The organism is Hymenobacter bucti (genome assembly GCF_042681145.1).
GTDB classification, from domain to species: domain Bacteria; phylum Bacteroidota; class Bacteroidia; order Cytophagales; family Hymenobacteraceae; genus Hymenobacter; species Hymenobacter bucti.
This window is the reverse complement of the sequence record NZ_JBHUFD010000001.1, coordinates 583,930-600,660: the sequence shown is the minus strand read 5'-3', so window position 1 is coordinate 600,660 and position 16,731 is coordinate 583,930. Positions and strand designations below refer to the sequence as shown.

The window sequence follows — 16,731 nt, the reverse complement described above, 5'->3', positions numbered from 1 at the left end:
AACTACGCTGCGGGAGCAGTTAAATGGCCGGGTCGGCCGGCGTGGAGGAGTTATTCTCGCGCTCGGTGCGGGGGTAGGGGTAGAAGGTGCGGTTGCGCTCGGCGCCCGTGGTACCGGGGCCGGGGCGGCCAAAGCGGCGGCTGTCGGGCAGGCGGAAGCCTTGGAAGGCCAGCTCGATGTTGCGGTTGCGCAGGATTTCGAGCAGCACCGCATCGGTGGTTACCGCGCCGGCGTAGGCGGGCAGGGCGGCACCTAGGCCGTAGATATCCTGCGCGGGCGTTTTGGTCAGCACCCGGTTGAGCGAGAGCAGTGCAAAGGGCAAATTATTGAGCCGCGCATTGGCCTCGGCCTGGATAAGGAGCATTTCGCCTGGCAGGTACACTGGGATGGGCGCATTGTTGGCGGTGTAGAAAGCCAGACCGCGGTTCTGGGTCGGCGTGGGGTTAGCGCGCACCAAGAAGGGCAGGCGCTGGTCGCCCGCGGTCGGCGCAAGGGCGCCGGTCAGCCCTAGGTTGGCATCGGTAGGCTCAAAAACGTTGCGGTTTCCAAAGGCCACCTCGAAAATCGGGTTGCGGGTATTGTCATCAAAGTTGAACACCGACTTTTTCGTCAGGTCTACCTGGCCGGCCGCCCTGATGGCTTTGTCGTAGTTGCCGGCCTCCAGGCTGTAGCGCGCGATGAGCGCCTGAATGGTATTGGTGAGGTCAAGGCCAGGCACAATTTTACTTGTGAAATCGGCCGAAACGGGTGTGGCGGCGAGCTGCGTGGCGGCGGCTTCGAGCTGGGTCACGGCATCGGTGAGCAGCTGGGCGCGAGGCACGAAGGGCGCGTTGTCGCCGGTTACGAGGGGCGCTTGCTCAAAAAACTCGGCCAGCGTACCTAGGGCCAGGGCCCGGAAAATACTGGCGTAGGCCACGATGCCGCTGCGGGTGCCCGCCTCCGGCGCGTTGCCAGCGTTGGCGAGCACCAGGTCGGCGTTGGCACGCACGAGCTGGCACTGGGTCCAGACATTGCGCACCACGCCGTTGCTATTGTTCACGTTGCCCGCGCCCAGGCTCACGTTGTACTCCTCGATGTTGCCCACGTTGAGCACGTTTAGCTCGCGGGTGCTAAGGCCGCCTAGGGCGGTGGCGTTGTAGAGCACGCTCAGCAAGCCGCCCGTGGTGTAGCGGTATTGCAAGCCGTTGCAGAGCGTGATGAGGCCATCGGATGAGGTAACCACCTGCGTCTGATTGGCCGAGCTGGGATTGGTGTATTCCTTATTGCAGGCGCCGAGCGTGAGCGAGAGCAGGGCGGTCAGAAAAAATAGCTTTTTCATATTGATTATCTGCTAAATACGCTTAGAACGTGGCCGAAAGCTTGAGCTGATAGGTGCGCGGAATGGGCACGTTGCCGAAGTCGATGGCGCGCAGTAAATCGGAGGAGCCGCCGGCGCTGGTTTCGGGGTCGAAGCCGTTGTAGTGGTCCCACGAATAGAGATTGCGGCCCACCACGGCGATATTCAAACCGCTGATAAACTTGCTGAACGTGGGTAGCGCGTAGCTCAGGGCCACCTCCCGCAGCTTCACGTAGGAGCCGTCATCGACCCGGAACTGCTGGGTGTTATAGATGGCGAAGATGTAGCCGCGGGGCAGGTCGCCGCGCAGTTCCTGCTCGGCCAGGTCGCCGAGCCCGACGCCCTGCCGGGTGCGCTTGTCGGCGTTGAACACGCTCACGCCGCGCACGGCGTCGAGCAACAGGTGCAAGGACAGTTTTTTGTAGGCGAAGTTGGTGTTGAGCGAGCCCGTCCAGTTGGGGTTGGGGTTGCCGATGACGGCGTTGGCCACGGCGGTGCCGGCGGCGTAGCTGGGCTGGCCGTTGGCCTCGCGGGCCGGCGTGAAGGTGGTCGAGCCCACGGCCTGGCCGCTGGTGCGCTCATCCTGCGGGAAGCCCTGGGGCGTGAGCAGCAGCGAGCCATCGGGGTTGCGGGCGTAGGTCGAGCCGTAGAACACGCCGGCCGGCTGGCCGTTGAGCAGGTACACCGGCGCACCGGCCGCGTTGTCGACCGAGATGGCTTGGGTGGCGCCGTTCGAGCCCGGCAGGTCGAGCACCTTGTTGCGGTTGCGGTTGTAAATGAGGGTAATATCCCAGGTAAAATCGGTAGTCTTGACCGGCGTGGCGCTCAGCACCACTTCCAAGCCGCGGTTTTCCATCGAGCCCACGTTGTTGACGATGGCCGAGCCACCGGTGCTAGCGGCCAGGTTGCGGCGCACCACGAGGTCAGTGATTTTCTGGCGATACACCGTGATGCCCAGCCCCACGCGGTCGTTCAAAAACCCTAGGTCGGCGCCGCCCTCGATTTCGCCCATGCGCTCGGGGCGCACGGCGGGGTTGGCCAGTGTAGTGCCGGGTACGATGGTGTTTTTACCCAAGAAACCCACCGGCGTAAACTGGTAAAATCGGTCGTAGGAATTGATGCCCGTCAGGTTGCCGGCCTCGCCGTAGCTGGCGCGTAGCTTCAAGCTGTTCACGACTTTGGCAAAGCCCGCGCCCTGCCAAAACCCGAGGTCCGAGACCACCAGCGAGCCGCTGATTTTGGGGTACACCTGGTTGGTTTCTGACTCCGAAAACTTCGATGAGCGGTCGCGCCGCAACGAGCCCGTCACGAAAGCCAGGTTGCGAAAGCCCACCGTGGCCTGCCCATAGTAGCCGCTCAAGTCGAAGCGGTCGAGCAGGTAGGCCGACGTCACGGTGGTGTTCGACGCCCCATTAACCGTGGTGATAAACGGCGCCAGGTTCTGGCCCTGCGTCGTGCTATAGTCTTGCTGGCTAAACTGGTAGCTATAACCGGCCAGCAGATTCAGCTTGAAAGCTTCACTGAGCTGGCGCTCGTAGCCCACGTTGATATCCGAGTTGAGCTGCACCACCACGTTGTTACCGTTGGCGGCGTAGCCGAGGGGGTAGCGAGCAGCCGGCAGGCCCGCCGTGGCCTGGTACGGGTAGGGCCGAATGTAGCTCTGGCCCACCTGCGAGTAGGCGTCCACGCCCAGCACGTAGTCCACGCTCAAGCCCTTGGCGGGCGTCAGGTTCACCTGCACGTCGCTCACGGTGCGATTCACGCCCTGCGTGAATTTCATGTCCTCGATGGTCGAGAGCGGGTTTACGCGGGTGGGCTCCACGGCCAGCAGGTTGCCAGCCGCGTCGCGCTGCGTAATGTCATAGATGTTGTTAGTGATATTGACCGAGTTAATCGGGCTGTAGAAGACGTTGCCGTTGGCCTTCTCATTCGAAAAGCTATTGATGTAGCTGATACCCGCCGACACCTTGGCCCAGTCGGTAAGGCGCTGGTCGATGCGCGCCCGCAAGTTGTAGCGCGTGAAATCGGTACCCTTGATGATGCCCTGGTTTTTGAGGTACCCCAGGGAGAAATAATACTGCGTGCGCTCCGAGCCGCCGGCCACCGACACGGCATCATCGGTACCCGAGCCAGTGCGGAAAATCTGGTCGAAGTAGTTGTAGCGCGTCACATCTACCTGGTTGGTAGCGAGCTGAGTCGTGACATTAGCGCGGGTGATGCCAGTCGTGGTTACGCCGGGGTTAGCCGCCGGCGCGCCGATGGGGTAGAGCCGCAGTCCCGCGTAGCCAAACTGCTTGCCGTAAGTATTCACCGGCACCATGTGGCGCAGCTCATTAATCTGAAAGCTACCCGAAAACGACACCCTAGGTGCGCCCGCCTGCCCGCGCTTAGTCGTAATGAGCACCACGCCATTGGAAGCCCGCGAGCCGTACTGCGCCGCCGCCGCCGCGCCGTTGATGACGTTGATGCTGGCAATATCATTGGGGTTAAGGTCGGCCAAACGGTTCTGGCCGGGGTTGGCTGAGCCGATATCGTTGGTGAGGGCCAGTTGCGACACGTTGGTGCTGGCGTTGCTCACAATTACGCCGTCGATGACGTAGAGCGGGTCGGAGGAGCCCGAGAGCGAGTGCACGCCGCGCAGCCGCACCGAGATGGAGCCCGCCGGGTCGCCCGAGTTTTGGGTGATTTGAGCGCCCGGAACCTTGCCCTGCAAGGAGTTGAGCACGCCGCCCGAGCCGCTCTGGGTCAAATCATTGCCGCTGATGGTGCTGATGGCGTTGCCCAGCTCGCGGCGGTTGGTGGTCACGGTCGAGCCCACCACCACTATCTCGTCGAGGTTCTGACGGCTCTCGGCCAGCGTTACGTCGGTGGTCACCGTTTCGGCGGTACCTAGAGTCAGGGGCCGCGACTCGGTTTTGTACCCTACCAACGACACCGTGAGTGTGTAAGCACCCGCTGGCCGGGTGCCCGTAATAGAGTACGCGCCATCATTGCCGGAGGCGGCGCCTAGGCCGGTACCTTTCAGCAGCACCGTGGCGCCGGGCACACCCTGGCCCGTGGCATCCGTAATGCGGCCCGTGAGCGTGAAGCGCTGGCCCGCGCTACCCTGCGCCCAGGCCGCCGTGTGCAACAAAAGCAAGCAAAGCAGCAGGAAACCACCCTGCGAATACCATCGACTGGAAGAGTAGAGTTTGAGCATAGGAAAAAGGGGGAAAGAGGAAAATATTCTACCACGTCAATGATAAGCTATATTTTCATATTTTCTTAATCTACTAAAACTCCCGCGGCCATCTTTCGAACGAGCCGTAGCGTGAAGCTCTGCTTCGCGTAGCACCAGATAAGCTGGTCGGGCACTATCCTAGCGCCACGCGAAGTAGAGCTTCGCGCTACGCCTTAAAACGGTACTACCACTTTCACGCCCAGGTTGCGGCCGGGGTTGAAAATGCCCAGCCGGCCGCTGGGCGAGGCTGCGTAATACTCAAAATACTTGAGCCGGCTCAGGTGCGCTTGGTAGGCCGTGTCGAGCAGGTTATCGGCCGTCAGGAACAGCTGAAGGGCGTCGCGGCCGGCCTTGGTGCGCCAGGTGGTGCCCAGGCCCACGCCCAGCAGAGCGTAGCCGGCGGTGGCGGTTTCGGCGCCATCCACGGCGTAGACGCGGTTTTGGCGGGCGGTGCCGTCCAGGGTCAGGCGCAGGTAGCTGGCGGTGAGGCGGGCGCCAGGCCGGGCGGGCGCGGTGAGGCGCAACTCGGTCCGGGCCTGGGCAGGCGGCATCAGGGGCAGGTAGCGGGCGGCGGCGCCCACGCGCTCGCGCAGGGCGGGGTTGTCGTTGAGGCCCACCACGAGGGCGGCGCCGGTGCGCCAGCTCAGCCAGGGCAGGGCGGCGGGGTGCAGGTTAAAGCTGATTTCGCCGCCGTAGAGGCGAGCGGCAGCCTGCTGGTACTGGTAGGTAGCGTTGCCGGGCACCACTTCTATGGGCTGGCCCTGGGCGTCGAAGAGGCGGGCTTGGTAGATGAAGTTATTCACATAGTTGTGGAAAACTTCGGCGCTAGCCTCCCAGTTTTTCGACTGCCACAGCAGCCCTAGGTCCTCCTGCAGCGAGAATTCGGGCCGAAACTCGCGGTTGCCCAGATACACGATGTGGGCGCCGGGGTCGAGGCCGTTGGAGCCGATTTCGGGGATGTTGGGCGCCCGGTAGCCGCGCGCCACGTTGGCCCGCAGCACCAGGTGGCTACCCAAGGGGTAGCTGCCGCCCAGGCTGGCCGACAACCCCCGATAGGTAGTCTGAAAACTCGGGAATTGCAGCGCCGCGCCGGGCGTACTGGCCCCGGCCGCCCCGTCGAAACCGGTGCCTAGGTTGGGCGCCACGTAGAAATCGTCCCAGCGCACCACGCGGGTATCGTAGCGCAGGCCGCCGGTTAGCTCCAGCTTACCCAGGGTCTTTTTGGCCAGGCCAAAGCCGCCGATGTCGAACAAGCGGTAGGCCGGAATGGGGAAGTCGGTGGCTTGTAAGTGGGTGTTTACCTGACTCATGCCATTGGCGCCCACGGTTAGCTCCAGGCCGCGCCAGGTGGGCAGCAGGTAGCGCGCTTCGTAGCTGGTGGTGGTCAGGCGCAGGTCGAGGCCCGGCTGGGCGGGCGCGGTGGGGTGGTTGAATTCCTGGCGGTGGTTTTGCTGCACGCCCAGCAGCAGGCGCAGCTCACCGGCGCCCAGCTTCACCTCGCCGCTGGCAAAGGCGCGGTAGTGCCGGATGTGTTGGCGCAAATCGCCGATGCGGTAGCTGCGCAGCTCATCGTCGCTTACTACCGGGCGGTCGCGGATATCGTCGCGGCCGGACTCAAATACTTGGCGTGTAAAGGCGCGGCTCAGTGAGTCGCGACTGCCGTCGGGGATTTCCTGGTGGTTGTCGTAGGTGGTGAGCCAGAGGTGCGCGCCGCCCCAACTCTTCTGCACGCCCACCATGCCGGTCAGCGTCAGCTCCCGAAAGCCGGTATTGTAGACGCGCCCATCCACGGCGTTGCGGTAGTCGCGGGCCAGGCGCTGGCTGGCGCGGAAGCTCGTTTGCAGGCCGTTTTTCTGGTAATTCAGACCTAGGGACGCGCCCAGCAGGCCGTTCACCGACTGGTACTCGGCCAGCGCTTCGCCATGCAGCTCGCCGGACGGGCCGCCGGGCAGCGCCGGAATCAGGTTGACTACCCCGGCCACGGCGTCGGAGCCGTAGAGCAGGCTGGCCGGGCCCTTCACCACCTCCACCCTATCGATGCCGTAGCCATCTACCTCAATGCCGTGCTCGTCGCCCCACTGCTGCCCCTCCTGGCGCAAGCCGTTGAAGAGCGTCAGCACGCGGTTGTACCCCAGACCCCGAATGAAGGGCTTACTCACGTTGGGCCCTGTGGTCACGGCGCTCAGCCCCGGCACGCCCCGCACGGCCGCGTCGATGACGTTGGTGCTGGCATTGATGCGGATTTCGCGCTGGCTCAGCGCCGCGATGGGCACCGGCGAGCGGCGGATTTCGGTGGCCCGCCCTACCCCGGTCACTACGACTTCGCCCAGGGCTTTTTCGCTGGCCGCCAGCTTTATCAGCAAAGGCTGGGCGAGCGGCAGCGTCACGGCCGGGCGGGCCAACAAGTAGCCCACAGCGCTGATTTCCAGCTGCTGCGGCCCGGCGGGCAGGTCCGGCAAGGCGAAGTCGCCCGCCGCGTCGGCGGTAGTGCCCTGGTGCAGCGCGGGCAACGCCACGCTGGCGTAGGGCACGGGGCGGCCGGCGGCATCCTGCACGCGGCCGCGCAGGGCCTGGGCGGGGGCTAGAAGGGGCGTAAGTAACAGGCAGAGGAGAAGTTGCTTCATAGAATACCCGGTAGTAAAAGCCCGTACCTAGGGGCAAGGCGCGGCCCAGAGCCAGCTTTGCAGCCGCTTGAAAAAGGAGGAAACCAGTTGTTTAAATACTTGTCAGGCTCGCCGCCCATCAACCCCACCCCCTAGCCCCCTCCCCTCCGGGAGAGGGCGGACTAGCCGTTAGCTATAGTTTCTAAAAGCTCGAACTAGAAGCTAGTCCCCCCTCTCCCGGAGGGGAGGGGGCTAGGGGGTGGGGTCCGCGTAAGGTCCACGCCCACCGAGCCGCCATTACCCCACCACCGTTTGCCAGAGCAAAAACACGTTGAGCGCAATGATGAGGCCCGCCACGGCCCAGGCCACCACGCGCACCCAAGGCCGGTTCACGAACACGCCCATTTTGACTTTGTCACTGGTAAAGAGCACCAGCGGCACTACCGCAAACGACAGTTGCAGCGACAGCACTACCTGGCTGAAAACCAGCAGTTGGCCGGTGCCTTTTTCGCCGTACAGAATGGCGACCACTAGCGCCGGCACCACCGCCACCAGCCGCGTGATGAGGCGGCGCAGCCAGGGCTTGAGGCGCAGATTGAGGAAACCTTCCATCACAATCTGGCCGGCTAGAGTGCCGGTTAGCGTCGAGCTTTGGCCTGAGGCCAGCAGCGCGATGGCGAATACCACGCTGGCAGCGCCCGCGCCCAGCACCGGCGTCAGCAGTTTGTGAGCATCGGCAATGTCGGCCACGTCTTCGTGGCCCTTGCCGTGGAAGGCGGCGGCGGCCGTGACCAAGATGGCCGCGTTCACAAAAAACGCCAGGAACAGGGCTACCGTGGAGTCGATGGTGGCAAACTTGATGGCTGAGCGCTTGCCGGCTTCGGTGGGCTCTATCTGGCGCACCTGCACGATGCTGCTGTGCAGGTAGAGATTGTGAGGCATCACGGTGGCGCCTAGGATGCCGATAGCGACGTAGAGCATGGCCGGGTTCGTCACCACTTGTAGCTGCGGCACCAGGCCGTGGGCCAGGCCTAGCCAGTCGGGCTTCGAGGCGATGATTTCGTAGAGGAAGCAGGCGAATATCAAGAAGATAAGGCCGGCTACCAGGCTCTCAATCAGCTTAAAGCCTTTGTTTTGCATGAGCAGCACCAGCAGCACGTCGAGCGTGGTGATGGCCACGCCCCAGGGCAGCGGCAAGCCGAAGAGCAGGTTGAGCGCGATGGCCGAGCCGATAACCTCGGCCAAATCGCAGGCCGCAATGGCGACCTCACAGAGCACCCAGAGGCCGACAGCCACGGGCTTGGAGTAGTTGTCGCGGCAGGCCTGGGCCAGGTCGCGGCCAGTCACGATGCCGAGCTTGGCCGCTAGGTGCTGCAAGAGCATCGCAAACAGGTTCGAGATGAGCACCACGCTCAAAAGCGTGTAGCCGAAGCGAGCGCCGCCGGCCAGGTCGGTGGCCCAGTTGCCGGGGTCCATATAGCCCACGGCCACCAGTAGCCCCGGCCCCCAGTAGGCCCGAAACTTGCGCCAGAACGATGCGCCCGCGGCGGGCATTTCGATGCTGGCGTGAACCTCGCTAAGCGAAGTGCCGCGGCGGGCGTGGCGCCAGCCCGGCTCGGGGAGAGCGGTGGCTTCGGTAGAGATATCGACGGGGGTAGTAGTGGGTAACAACACGTAAGTAACTAGCAGATTAAAACAAAAGTAGCTGAATTTTTAGACTAACCTAAAAATTATTTTAAACTACCCTAAATACCGCGAAAGCGCGTAAAAAGTTTTCTCCTCAGGGCGCCGCATCGGCACCAGCGCAACGCGGCCGCGGTTGGGAGTCTTTTACGGCCGCACCCGCCAGCCCCGTTTCGTGTCGACCTTTGGGGGCCCAATCCATTTTTTATGTCTGCTTCGCCTGGCCTCAAGCGCCGCCTAGGTCTGCTCTCGCTGGTGGTGAGCGTGGTGCTGGTGCTCACCAAGTTCTACGCCTACCAGCTCACCCACTCGCAGGTAGTGCTCACTGATGCGCTCGAAAGCATTATCAACGTGTTTACCAGCGGCTTCGCCCTATACAGCCTCTACCTGGCCGACCTGCCCAAGGACGAAAACCACCCCTACGGCCACGGCAAAATCGAGTACTTGTCGGTGGGCTTCGAAGGCGCGCTGATTTTTATTGCGGGCGCGTTTATTCTCTACAGCGCCACGCTCAGCTTCCTGCATCCGCACCCGGTAGCGCAGCCCGACTGGGGCGTGGCGCTGCTGGCGAGCACGGCGGTGGTCAACTTTGGCCTAGGCATGTGGCTGGTGCGGGCCGGGCGCCGGATGCAGTCGGTGGCGCTGGTCGGCGATGGGCAGCACCTCTACATCGACGCGCTCACGAGCATTGTGTCGTCGGCGGCGCTGGTACTGGTGCACTTCACGGGCGTACTGCGCTTCGATGCGGGCGCGGCGCTGGCCCTAGGCGCCTTCATTTTGTATAACGGCTACCGCATGCTGCGCAGCGCCGTGGGCGGCCTCATGGACGAGAGCGACGCCGCCACTGTGGCCGAAGTTATCGCCGAACTCCAGCGCCTGCGCCGCCCCTCCTGGATTGACGTGCACAACCTGCGCGTGCAGCGCTACGGTGCTAACCTGCACATCGACTGCCACATGCAGATACCGTACTACTTCTCCTTGGAGAAAGTACACACCCAAATTCACGAGGTGGAGGAGCTGATTCGGGCGCGCTTCGCGGCGGTCGAAATCGAGATGTTTGTGCACGCCGACCCGTGCTCCTACGCCGCCTGCTCGCTGTGCCACATGCCTGATTGCCCCGTGCGCCGCCACGCCTTCGAGCACGAGGTACCGTGGGACATCCACAACGCCGTGAAAGACGAGCGCCACCATCTGGTCAATTAACATTTAACAATTAGCATTTAACAGCTTAGCAACGAAGCACAGACGAGCTGTTAAATGCTAATTGTTAAATGTTAATTGATTACTTCGCTGGGCTGGTCCACTTGCTGTCCTTCAAGCGGAAGCGCCAGGGCAAGGCCACGGCCTCGGCGCCCGCATATTCGAGGCCCACGCGGGAGCTGGCGATGACGTTGTCAGGTAGAATTTTCTCCTCGTGGTCCTCAAACCAGATGTGCGGGCCGGCTACCAATTCGCCGGTGAGGGCGGGCGTGAGACCTAGGGCCTGGCTCAGCACGCCGGGGCCAGCAGTGAGGTTGCGGGCCACGACGGCCAGCCCCCGGCGGCGCAGCATCACGTCGAGGCCTTCGAGCGGCTCGATGGCCCGGATAAGTACCGTATCGGGGTGCGCGGCATCGTAGGTGGTGATGTTGAAGAGCGTGTGTACCCGGTACACGGTGTAGAGGTAGGCGGTGCCGCCCGGCTGGTAGAGCCCCTGCGCCTGCTTGGCCTTGCGCTGCAAGTGCAGCGTAATACTCGGGTCGCCCTCGTGCCGATACGCCTCGGTTTCGACGATGCGCCCGCCCGTCAGCTCGCCGTCGATACGGGTAAACACGTGCTTACCCAATAGCTCATGGGCAATGGCAAGCACATCGGGCCTCTCAAAAAATCGCAGATTTAACGAATTCAACGGATTGCGCGGATACGCCCGCCTGCGGCGGGCTGACTAGGCTGAGTATACAGTTGAGCTAGTGTACGGGCCTAGGGGCTGCTCGGCTGATGGTTGAGACTTAATTACCACCAGCTAATAGTTATCACTAAAGCACTCATGTGGTAGCTACTACTGACAGCTACCAGCAGTAGCTAACACATAATAATTATCAGCAAGAGTAGCCCCACGCCCCAGCCTACCCCGCCAGCCACCCATCTCGCGCCAGCAAAGTCCGTAAGCAGCCAGCGCAGCGAGTGTAAGCCCGCCCGCCGCAGGCGGGCGTATCCGCGCAATCCGTTGAATCCGTTAAATCTGCGGTCTATCTTTGCACTGCCACGGTGACCGAGCTTTCTTTCCAGGGAGTGAGGTTGAAAAGGGAATCCGGTTCAATGCCGGAGCTGTCCCCGCAACTGTACGCGCTACATCGGGGTGGGCACCCCACGCCACTGCCAGCGGCGGCTATCAGCTTGATAGCCAATGCAGCGGGAAGGCCGCCCACCCGGCAGCGCAAGCCAGGAGACCTGCCAGGGCACTTACCAGGTTCAGCGCTCGCGGAGGACGGGCGGAGAATGGAAGCGCGCGTCCGCGCCCGGCCCTAGGCTGGGCAAAACCGCCGTTTCCGGCCTCAGCTTCAGCGTGGCTGGCCGTTTATTCGGCCGACTCACAACGGGGTTTTGAGCTGAATTTTCGCTTGAAAATTTAGTTCGTGTCAGTTTTTTCTTCGTTATCACGCATTTTTTCCGGCGCTAGCCGCGGGCCGGCGGGCTATGCCCTTTCGTTAACCCTAGGGCTGTTGGCTACCCTAGGCGGCCACGCTCAGGCCCTAGGACCCCGCCCCGACACGCTCGGCGGCCGGCGCCACCGGCTGCCCGAGGCGCAGGTGCGCGCCGTGCGGCCCGAGCGCTTTGCAGTGGGCAGCCAGCGGCTCGAAGTTGATTCGGCGGCGCTGGCGCAGTACCGGGGCGGCACGGCGGCCGACGTGCTGGGGGCGCGCTTGGGGCTGTATATCAAGAACTACGGGCCGGGGCAGCTGGCCACGCTCTCGCTACGGGGCACCTCGGCCCAGCACACCGCCGTGCTCTGGAACGGCCTCAACATCGGGCTGCCCACCCTCGGGCAGAATGACTTGACGCTGCTGCCCATCAGCGGCAATACGCAGCTTTCGGTGCAGCTGGGGCCGGCCGCCGCGCTCTACGGCAGCGGCGCCGTGGGCGGCGCCCTAGTGCTGCGCACCGAGCCCGACTGGCGGCCCGGCCTGCGCGGCAGCGTGCAAACCGACCTAGGCAGCTTTGGCCTGCGCGGCGGCAGCCTGGAGGCCCGCACCGCCACCGCTACCGTGGCCGTGCGCGTGGCCGCCAGCTACCGCCAGGCCCAGAACGATTACCCTTACCTAGTGCGCGAGCCCGGTGGCCTGGTGCGCTACACCATGCGCAACGCCGCCCTGCGCCACCAGTGGAGCATCAGCCCCGACATCGCGTGGCGGGTGGGCACGGCCGGCGAGCTCACGGCCGCGGTGTGGCTGACCGATGCCGACCGCGAAATCCAGCAGGGCACGGGCGTGGCCGGCTCCAACGCCCGCGAAATCGACCAGAGCCGCCGCCTGGTGCTGGGCTACCGGCAAGTCACGCCGCGCGGCGGGCAGTGGCAGGTGCGCGGCGCCTGGTTTGAGGACATTATTAATTACTCTGACCAAGGCGCGGTCAGCAACTCGCGGGTGCGCACCACCCAGAGTCAGGCCGAGTACACCGCGCCGCTGGGTGCGCGCGCCAGCCTGCGCCTAGGGGTCGAGGCCCAGCATTTTGGCGCCGTGGTCGATGGCTACGGCGCCGAACCCATCACCGAAAACCGCGCCGCAGCCTTCGGCCTGCTGCGCTACGACCCGCGCCCTGGCCTGCGCCTCTCGGCCAATGTGCGACAGGCGGCCCTGCCCGCCGGCCTGGCGCCCCTCACCCCCACCCTAGGCGCTGAGTGGGACCTGCACCGGCCCCCGGCGCCCGACTCGCTGGCCGCGGCCGACCGGCCGGGCCTCACCCTTAAGGCTAGCATCGCCCGCACCTACCGCGCCCCCACTCTGAATGAGCGCTATTGGCGGCCGGGCGGCAACCCCGACCTGTTGGCCGAATCGGGCCACGGCTACGAAGCCGGGCTGCACCACCGCGTGGCGCCGGGCGCCCGATTGGTACTCGAAAGCGAGCTTACGGCCTTTTACCAGCTGGTAAACAACTGGGTGCAGTGGCTGCCCCTGGGCGCGGGCGGCAGCTACTCGCCGCGCAATCTGCGCCAGGTGCGCAGCCAAGGCCTCGAGGCCAGCACGGCCCTGCGCGGACACCTAGGGCGCTACCGAGCGACCGCGCGCCTGGCCTACAGCTACACCCAAACCCAAAAAACCCAGGGCGTGGCCGTCGATACCGACCCCGTGGGCGTGCAACTCGCCTACGTACCGCTACACCGTGCCAACTTCACCACCGACCACGCGTGGCGGGGCTGGCTGGGCAGCGCCACCTACACCTTCATGAGCTACGTGTATACCGATGCCTCGGCCAGCAGCTTTTTGCCGTCGGTGGGGCTGCTGAGCGGCACGCTGGGCCGTACCCTGCCGCTACCCGGCCGCACCAGCCTCACGCTGCTGCTCCAGAGTACCAACCTGCTCAACCGCACCTACGACAGCTACCCGGCCCGGCCGGCACCACCTAGGGCCTACAGCATCAGCCTACGCTTTGCTTATAACTAATTTTCAATTTATTAACCCTTTTTAGCCGACGTTCGGCCTTTTCTGCTTCTTATGAAGAAACCTCTGCTCGCGCTCCTGTTCGGAGCTACGCTGCTGGCTAGCTGCGACCCTGACAACAATAATAACCCGGTGCCAACCACCAGCAGCGTCTACATTCTCAGCGAAGGCCGGTTTCAGGCCGGCGATGGCGCGGTGAGCGCCTTCGACAAAACCACCAAGGCATTGTCGGCCGATGCTTACGCCGCCGCCAACGGGGGCTCGATGCTCGGCGACGTGGTGCAGGACATGGGCGTGGTAGGCTCGCGCGGCTACATCTGCGTAAATGCTTCTAACAAGGTAGTAGTGGTGAGCCTGCCTGATTTTAAGGCAGTTAAAACCATTGCCAACATCCGGCAGCCGCGCTATTTCGCGTCTACCTCGGCTACGCGGGGCTACGTCACGTCGTGGCGCGGGCCCTACACCAACTACGCGCCCGGCAAGGTCATGGTGCTCGACCTCACCACCAACACTGTTATCGACAGCATCACGGTGGGCCGCTGCCCCGAGCAGCTCACGGTGCTCAACAACATGCTCTACGTACCTAACAGCTACGACAATACGGTGTCGGTAATCGACGCGGGCACCAACCGCGTGACCTCGACCGTGACCGTAGGCGACGGCCCACGCAACGTGGTAGCCGACCAGGCCAATAATATTTGGGCGCTGTGCTCGGGCTTTACCGTATATAATTCGGCGGCGCCCTACAACGTTATCAGCAGCACGCCGGCTTCGCTGGTGCGCTTTGCACCGGGCAGCACGGCCGCCCAACTCACGCTGCCTTTCACCAGCGGCAGCCCTAAACAACTACGCATCAGCCCCGACAAGTCGCAGCTCTACTACGCCTATAATGGCGCCGAGTACCGCATGGCCACCACCGCCACGGCGCTGCCTACGGCCATCTTTATGCGCCGCAACTTCAACGGCTTTGCCATCGACCCTAGCGATAACTCCATCTACGGGGCGGTTTCGACGGGCTACACTACCAATGGCTACTTCCTGCATTACCCCGCCGGCGGCGGCAAGGTCATCGATTCGCTGGCGGTGAAGGTCGGCCCCAACGGCTTTGCCTTTTATTAAGCTACTACTTCACTCTTTCTGAGCTAGCAAACAAGCGCCCACCTTTGCCAAAAGGCCTGCCCTATGTACATGGGGCAGGCCTTTTTGGTGAGTAGCAACGCCTACCAACGAGCATGGCTAGTCGGCGATGCCGTCGTGGTTGCGGTCCTTGGCGCGGTCGGCGGCGTTGAAGAGCTGCTTGCCGGTGGGGCGGTTGGTGGTGTCGCGCGAGAGGCCGGCCGTGAGCGAGTCGCCGTTGGCAGAACCCTGGCTCATGGCATCGCCATTGTCGGCGCTGGTGCGCGAGGGCTGATTGTTGGGCTCAATGGCTTTGGCCGAGCCTTTTTCGACGTTGGTGTCGCCGACGTTGCCGCCACTGTTGCAGGCGCTGAGGGCGAGGGGAAGAGCGGCAGCCACCACGAGCAGACGTAAGGTGCGAGTCATAATTGAAAAGAGTGAGGTTGAGGAAAGTAGAAGCCGCGTGACGAAGCCCGCAGCCAAGCCCTGGCCTAGGCGCCCGACCTAGGGCGCACGGGCGGGCCGTAGCCTGTCAGTACCGAAAAAAGGCTCGTCGGGTTTTGGGCCGGGCCGGGCGGGCTAGCCGCAGTTGCGCCGGAAGCGGTAAATTTGCCCCGATGGCTCGTTCTGCTTCTCCGTCTCTTGGCCTGCGCCAGCGCGTGGCCGCCTACCGCTGGCGGCGCGTGGGCGTGCTGGCGGGCAGCAGTTTAGCCCTAAGTTTGGCGTTGGTGCTGTATCTTTTCGGCGTCAGCGACCATTTCTTCGGTCGCCTTTTTTCCACGTTTTTCGTATGGTTCTGGCTACTTGCCGTGACTTTTTTGGGCGTAGTGCCGTTTGTAACCTGGGCCGCCGACCACTGGTTTGGGCCTAGTTGGCGCGGTCCATCGGCGCCGCCGTTGCGGCGCCCCGCCCGCCCCGGCGCACCTAAAGTCACGACTCGTCGTTCTTCTACTTCTTCAACGTAATTCTATCCCGTGAAAACCAATCTGCTGCACATCAAAAATATGGTTTGCCCGCGCTGCGTCGAGGCGGTTCAGAACTTGCTGGTGAAAGCCGGCTACGAGCCCACGGCCGTGACGCTGGGCCAGGCCAAGCTCTCGCCCAGCACGCCCGTCGACCCCAGAGTGGTGGCCCCGCTGCTGCAAGAAGCGGGTTTCGACGTGCTGCTCGACCGCGCCGAGCAGCTTACCGAGCAGATTAAGACCGTGCTGCAAGAGTATCTGGAGCACCTGCGCACCGCGCCGGCCCCGCTCACCACGTCGGCTTTCCTGGCCGACCGCTTTGCCACGACCTACTCGCACCTGAGCAAGGTGTTCTCGCGCACGGCCAACCTCACGATTGAGAAGTACCTCATTCGCATGAAGATAGAGCGCGTGAAGGAAATGCTGAGCTATGGCGAAATGACCCTGGTGCAGATTGCCGATAACCTGCGCTACAGCTCGGGCCAGCACCTAAGCAACCAGTTCCGCCAAGTAACCGGCCGCTCGGTGAGCGAGTTTCGCCGCATGCTCCAGCCCGACCGGCTCTCGCTGGATTCGCTAGGTTAGTGGTATTAGTTAGCCAGTAGAAAAGGCCCGTGCTGCTAGCAGTACGGGCCTTTTCTACTGGTTTTTCTCTACCTAGGCGGCATAGGCCTTACAGGCTTCGAGGCACTCGCGGCAGGCCTGGGCGCACTGCTGGCAGTGGTCGTGCTGATGCTGGCCGCACTCGTCGGCACACTTCTGGCAGATTTCGATGCACTCCTTAATGATATGCTTGGCGTGGGGCGAGTTGCGGGCGATGAAAGCCGACGTGAGGCGACAGATGTCGGCGCAGTCGCGGTCGGTGCGAATGCAGGGCACCATCATCTGCACGTGCTCTTCGGCGAGGCAGGCATCGGCGCAGTACTCGCAGGCGGCAATGCAGCGCCCTATGGCGTCGAGCAGGGAGCGGTAGTCGTTGGGGGCGTTCTTCATAAAAGCGGGGAGTTAGAAGCCACAGTAGCGCGGCTACCTGCTTGTACGCAAACGAGCTAGCCCGGCCGGTATAAAGTAGCGGCGGCCAGCGTGCAGGATTTGGGGATAAGCTTGAGCTGGCCCAAATTCTATACGCTGGCCGCCTCAACCTTGTGGGCCCGCCAGGCGACCATTGGCGGCG

General features: G+C 63.4%; 12 protein-coding genes and 1 riboswitch. Of the genes, 5 read left to right on the top strand and 7 right to left on the bottom strand.

Annotation, left to right across the window (positions count from 1 at the left end; all coding sequences use genetic code 11):
* Positions 1-19: 19 nt before the first annotated feature.
* The 4 genes from ACFSDX_RS02355 to ACFSDX_RS02340 all read right to left on the bottom strand — a co-directional run bounded on the left by ACFSDX_RS02355 (position 20) and on the right by ACFSDX_RS02340 (position 8,830).
* Positions 20-1,318, bottom strand: coding sequence for a RagB/SusD family nutrient uptake outer membrane protein (locus tag ACFSDX_RS02355; protein ID WP_382311595.1), 1,299 nt, complete (start codon positions 1,316-1,318; stop codon positions 20-22).
* A 22-nt stretch (positions 1,319-1,340) separates the two neighbouring features.
* Positions 1,341-4,535, bottom strand: coding sequence for a SusC/RagA family TonB-linked outer membrane protein (locus tag ACFSDX_RS02350; RefSeq protein ID WP_382311594.1), 3,195 nt, complete (start codon positions 4,533-4,535; stop codon positions 1,341-1,343).
* Positions 4,536-4,729: 194 nt separating this feature from the next.
* On the bottom strand, positions 4,730-7,180 hold the full coding sequence (locus ACFSDX_RS02345) for a TonB-dependent receptor (protein ID WP_382311593.1): 2,451 nt from the start codon (positions 7,178-7,180) through the stop codon (positions 4,730-4,732).
* Positions 7,181-7,456: 276 nt separating this feature from the next.
* A complete protein-coding gene (locus tag ACFSDX_RS02340; protein ID WP_382312314.1) occupies positions 7,457-8,830 on the bottom strand; it encodes an Nramp family divalent metal transporter in 1,374 nt (457 codons plus the stop codon).
* Between the two features lie 219 nt (positions 8,831-9,049).
* On the opposite strand from ACFSDX_RS02340, the gene ACFSDX_RS02335 reads away from it, so the two are divergent.
* Complete coding sequence (locus ACFSDX_RS02335) at positions 9,050-10,045, top strand: cation diffusion facilitator family transporter (RefSeq protein WP_382311592.1); 996 nt, start codon at positions 9,050-9,052, stop codon at positions 10,043-10,045.
* Positions 10,046-10,124: 79 nt separating this feature from the next.
* On the opposite strand, the gene ACFSDX_RS02330 is transcribed toward ACFSDX_RS02335, so the two are convergent.
* Positions 10,125-10,730 (bottom strand): DNA-3-methyladenine glycosylase, encoded by a 606-nt coding sequence (locus ACFSDX_RS02330; RefSeq protein WP_382311591.1) that lies wholly within the window; start codon positions 10,728-10,730, stop codon positions 10,125-10,127.
* Positions 10,731-11,070: 340 nt separating this feature from the next.
* Positions 11,071-11,294, top strand: a riboswitch (cobalamin riboswitch).
* 163 nt (positions 11,295-11,457) lie between these two features.
* On the opposite strand from ACFSDX_RS02330, the gene ACFSDX_RS02325 reads away from it, so the two are divergent.
* Both ACFSDX_RS02325 and ACFSDX_RS02320 read left to right on the top strand, forming a co-directional pair.
* A complete protein-coding gene (locus ACFSDX_RS02325) occupies positions 11,458-13,482 on the top strand; it encodes a TonB-dependent receptor (RefSeq protein ID WP_382311590.1) in 2,025 nt (674 codons plus the stop codon).
* Positions 13,483-13,533: 51 nt separating this feature from the next.
* A complete protein-coding gene (locus tag ACFSDX_RS02320) occupies positions 13,534-14,598 on the top strand; it encodes a YncE family protein (protein ID WP_382311589.1) in 1,065 nt (354 codons plus the stop codon).
* A 117-nt stretch (positions 14,599-14,715) separates the two neighbouring features.
* Here ACFSDX_RS02320 and ACFSDX_RS02315 read toward each other — a convergent pair whose 3' ends face one another.
* Entirely contained in the window at positions 14,716-15,021 is a 306-nt protein-coding gene (locus tag ACFSDX_RS02315) for a hypothetical protein (RefSeq protein WP_382311588.1), read from the bottom strand.
* A gap of 191 nt (positions 15,022-15,212) precedes the next feature.
* Here ACFSDX_RS02315 and ACFSDX_RS02310 point away from each other — a divergent pair, with 191 nt between their 5' ends.
* Positions 15,213-15,560 (top strand): hypothetical protein, encoded by a 348-nt coding sequence (locus ACFSDX_RS02310; protein WP_382311587.1) that lies wholly within the window; start codon positions 15,213-15,215, stop codon positions 15,558-15,560.
* A gap of 9 nt (positions 15,561-15,569) precedes the next feature.
* Positions 15,570-16,142, top strand: a complete 573-nt coding sequence (locus ACFSDX_RS02305) for a helix-turn-helix domain-containing protein (RefSeq protein ID WP_382311586.1) — start codon at positions 15,570-15,572, stop codon at positions 16,140-16,142.
* Positions 16,143-16,214: 72 nt separating this feature from the next.
* Here ACFSDX_RS02305 and ACFSDX_RS02300 read toward each other — a convergent pair whose 3' ends face one another.
* Complete coding sequence (locus ACFSDX_RS02300) at positions 16,215-16,550, bottom strand: four-helix bundle copper-binding protein (RefSeq protein WP_382311585.1); 336 nt, start codon at positions 16,548-16,550, stop codon at positions 16,215-16,217.
* Between the last annotated feature and the right edge of the window lie 181 nt (positions 16,551-16,731).

Coding starts and splice junctions, on each gene's coding strand:
- ACFSDX_RS02345 (WP_382311593.1), bottom strand. CDS start 7,180: ATGAAGCAACTTCTCCTCTGCCTGTTACTTACGCCCCTTCTAGCCCCC.
- ACFSDX_RS02335 (WP_382311592.1), top strand. CDS start 9,050: ATGTCTGCTTCGCCTGGCCTCAAGCGCCGCCTAGGTCTGCTCTCGCTG.
- ACFSDX_RS02350 (WP_382311594.1), bottom strand. CDS start 4,535: ATGCTCAAACTCTACTCTTCCAGTCGATGGTATTCGCAGGGTGGTTTC.
- ACFSDX_RS02300 (WP_382311585.1), bottom strand. CDS start 16,550: ATGAAGAACGCCCCCAACGACTACCGCTCCCTGCTCGACGCCATAGGG.
- ACFSDX_RS02315 (WP_382311588.1), bottom strand. CDS start 15,021: ATGACTCGCACCTTACGTCTGCTCGTGGTGGCTGCCGCTCTTCCCCTC.
- ACFSDX_RS02355 (WP_382311595.1), bottom strand. CDS start 1,318: ATGAAAAAGCTATTTTTTCTGACCGCCCTGCTCTCGCTCACGCTCGGC.
- ACFSDX_RS02320 (WP_382311589.1), top strand. CDS start 13,534: ATGAAGAAACCTCTGCTCGCGCTCCTGTTCGGAGCTACGCTGCTGGCT.
- ACFSDX_RS02310 (WP_382311587.1), top strand. CDS start 15,213: ATGGCTCGTTCTGCTTCTCCGTCTCTTGGCCTGCGCCAGCGCGTGGCC.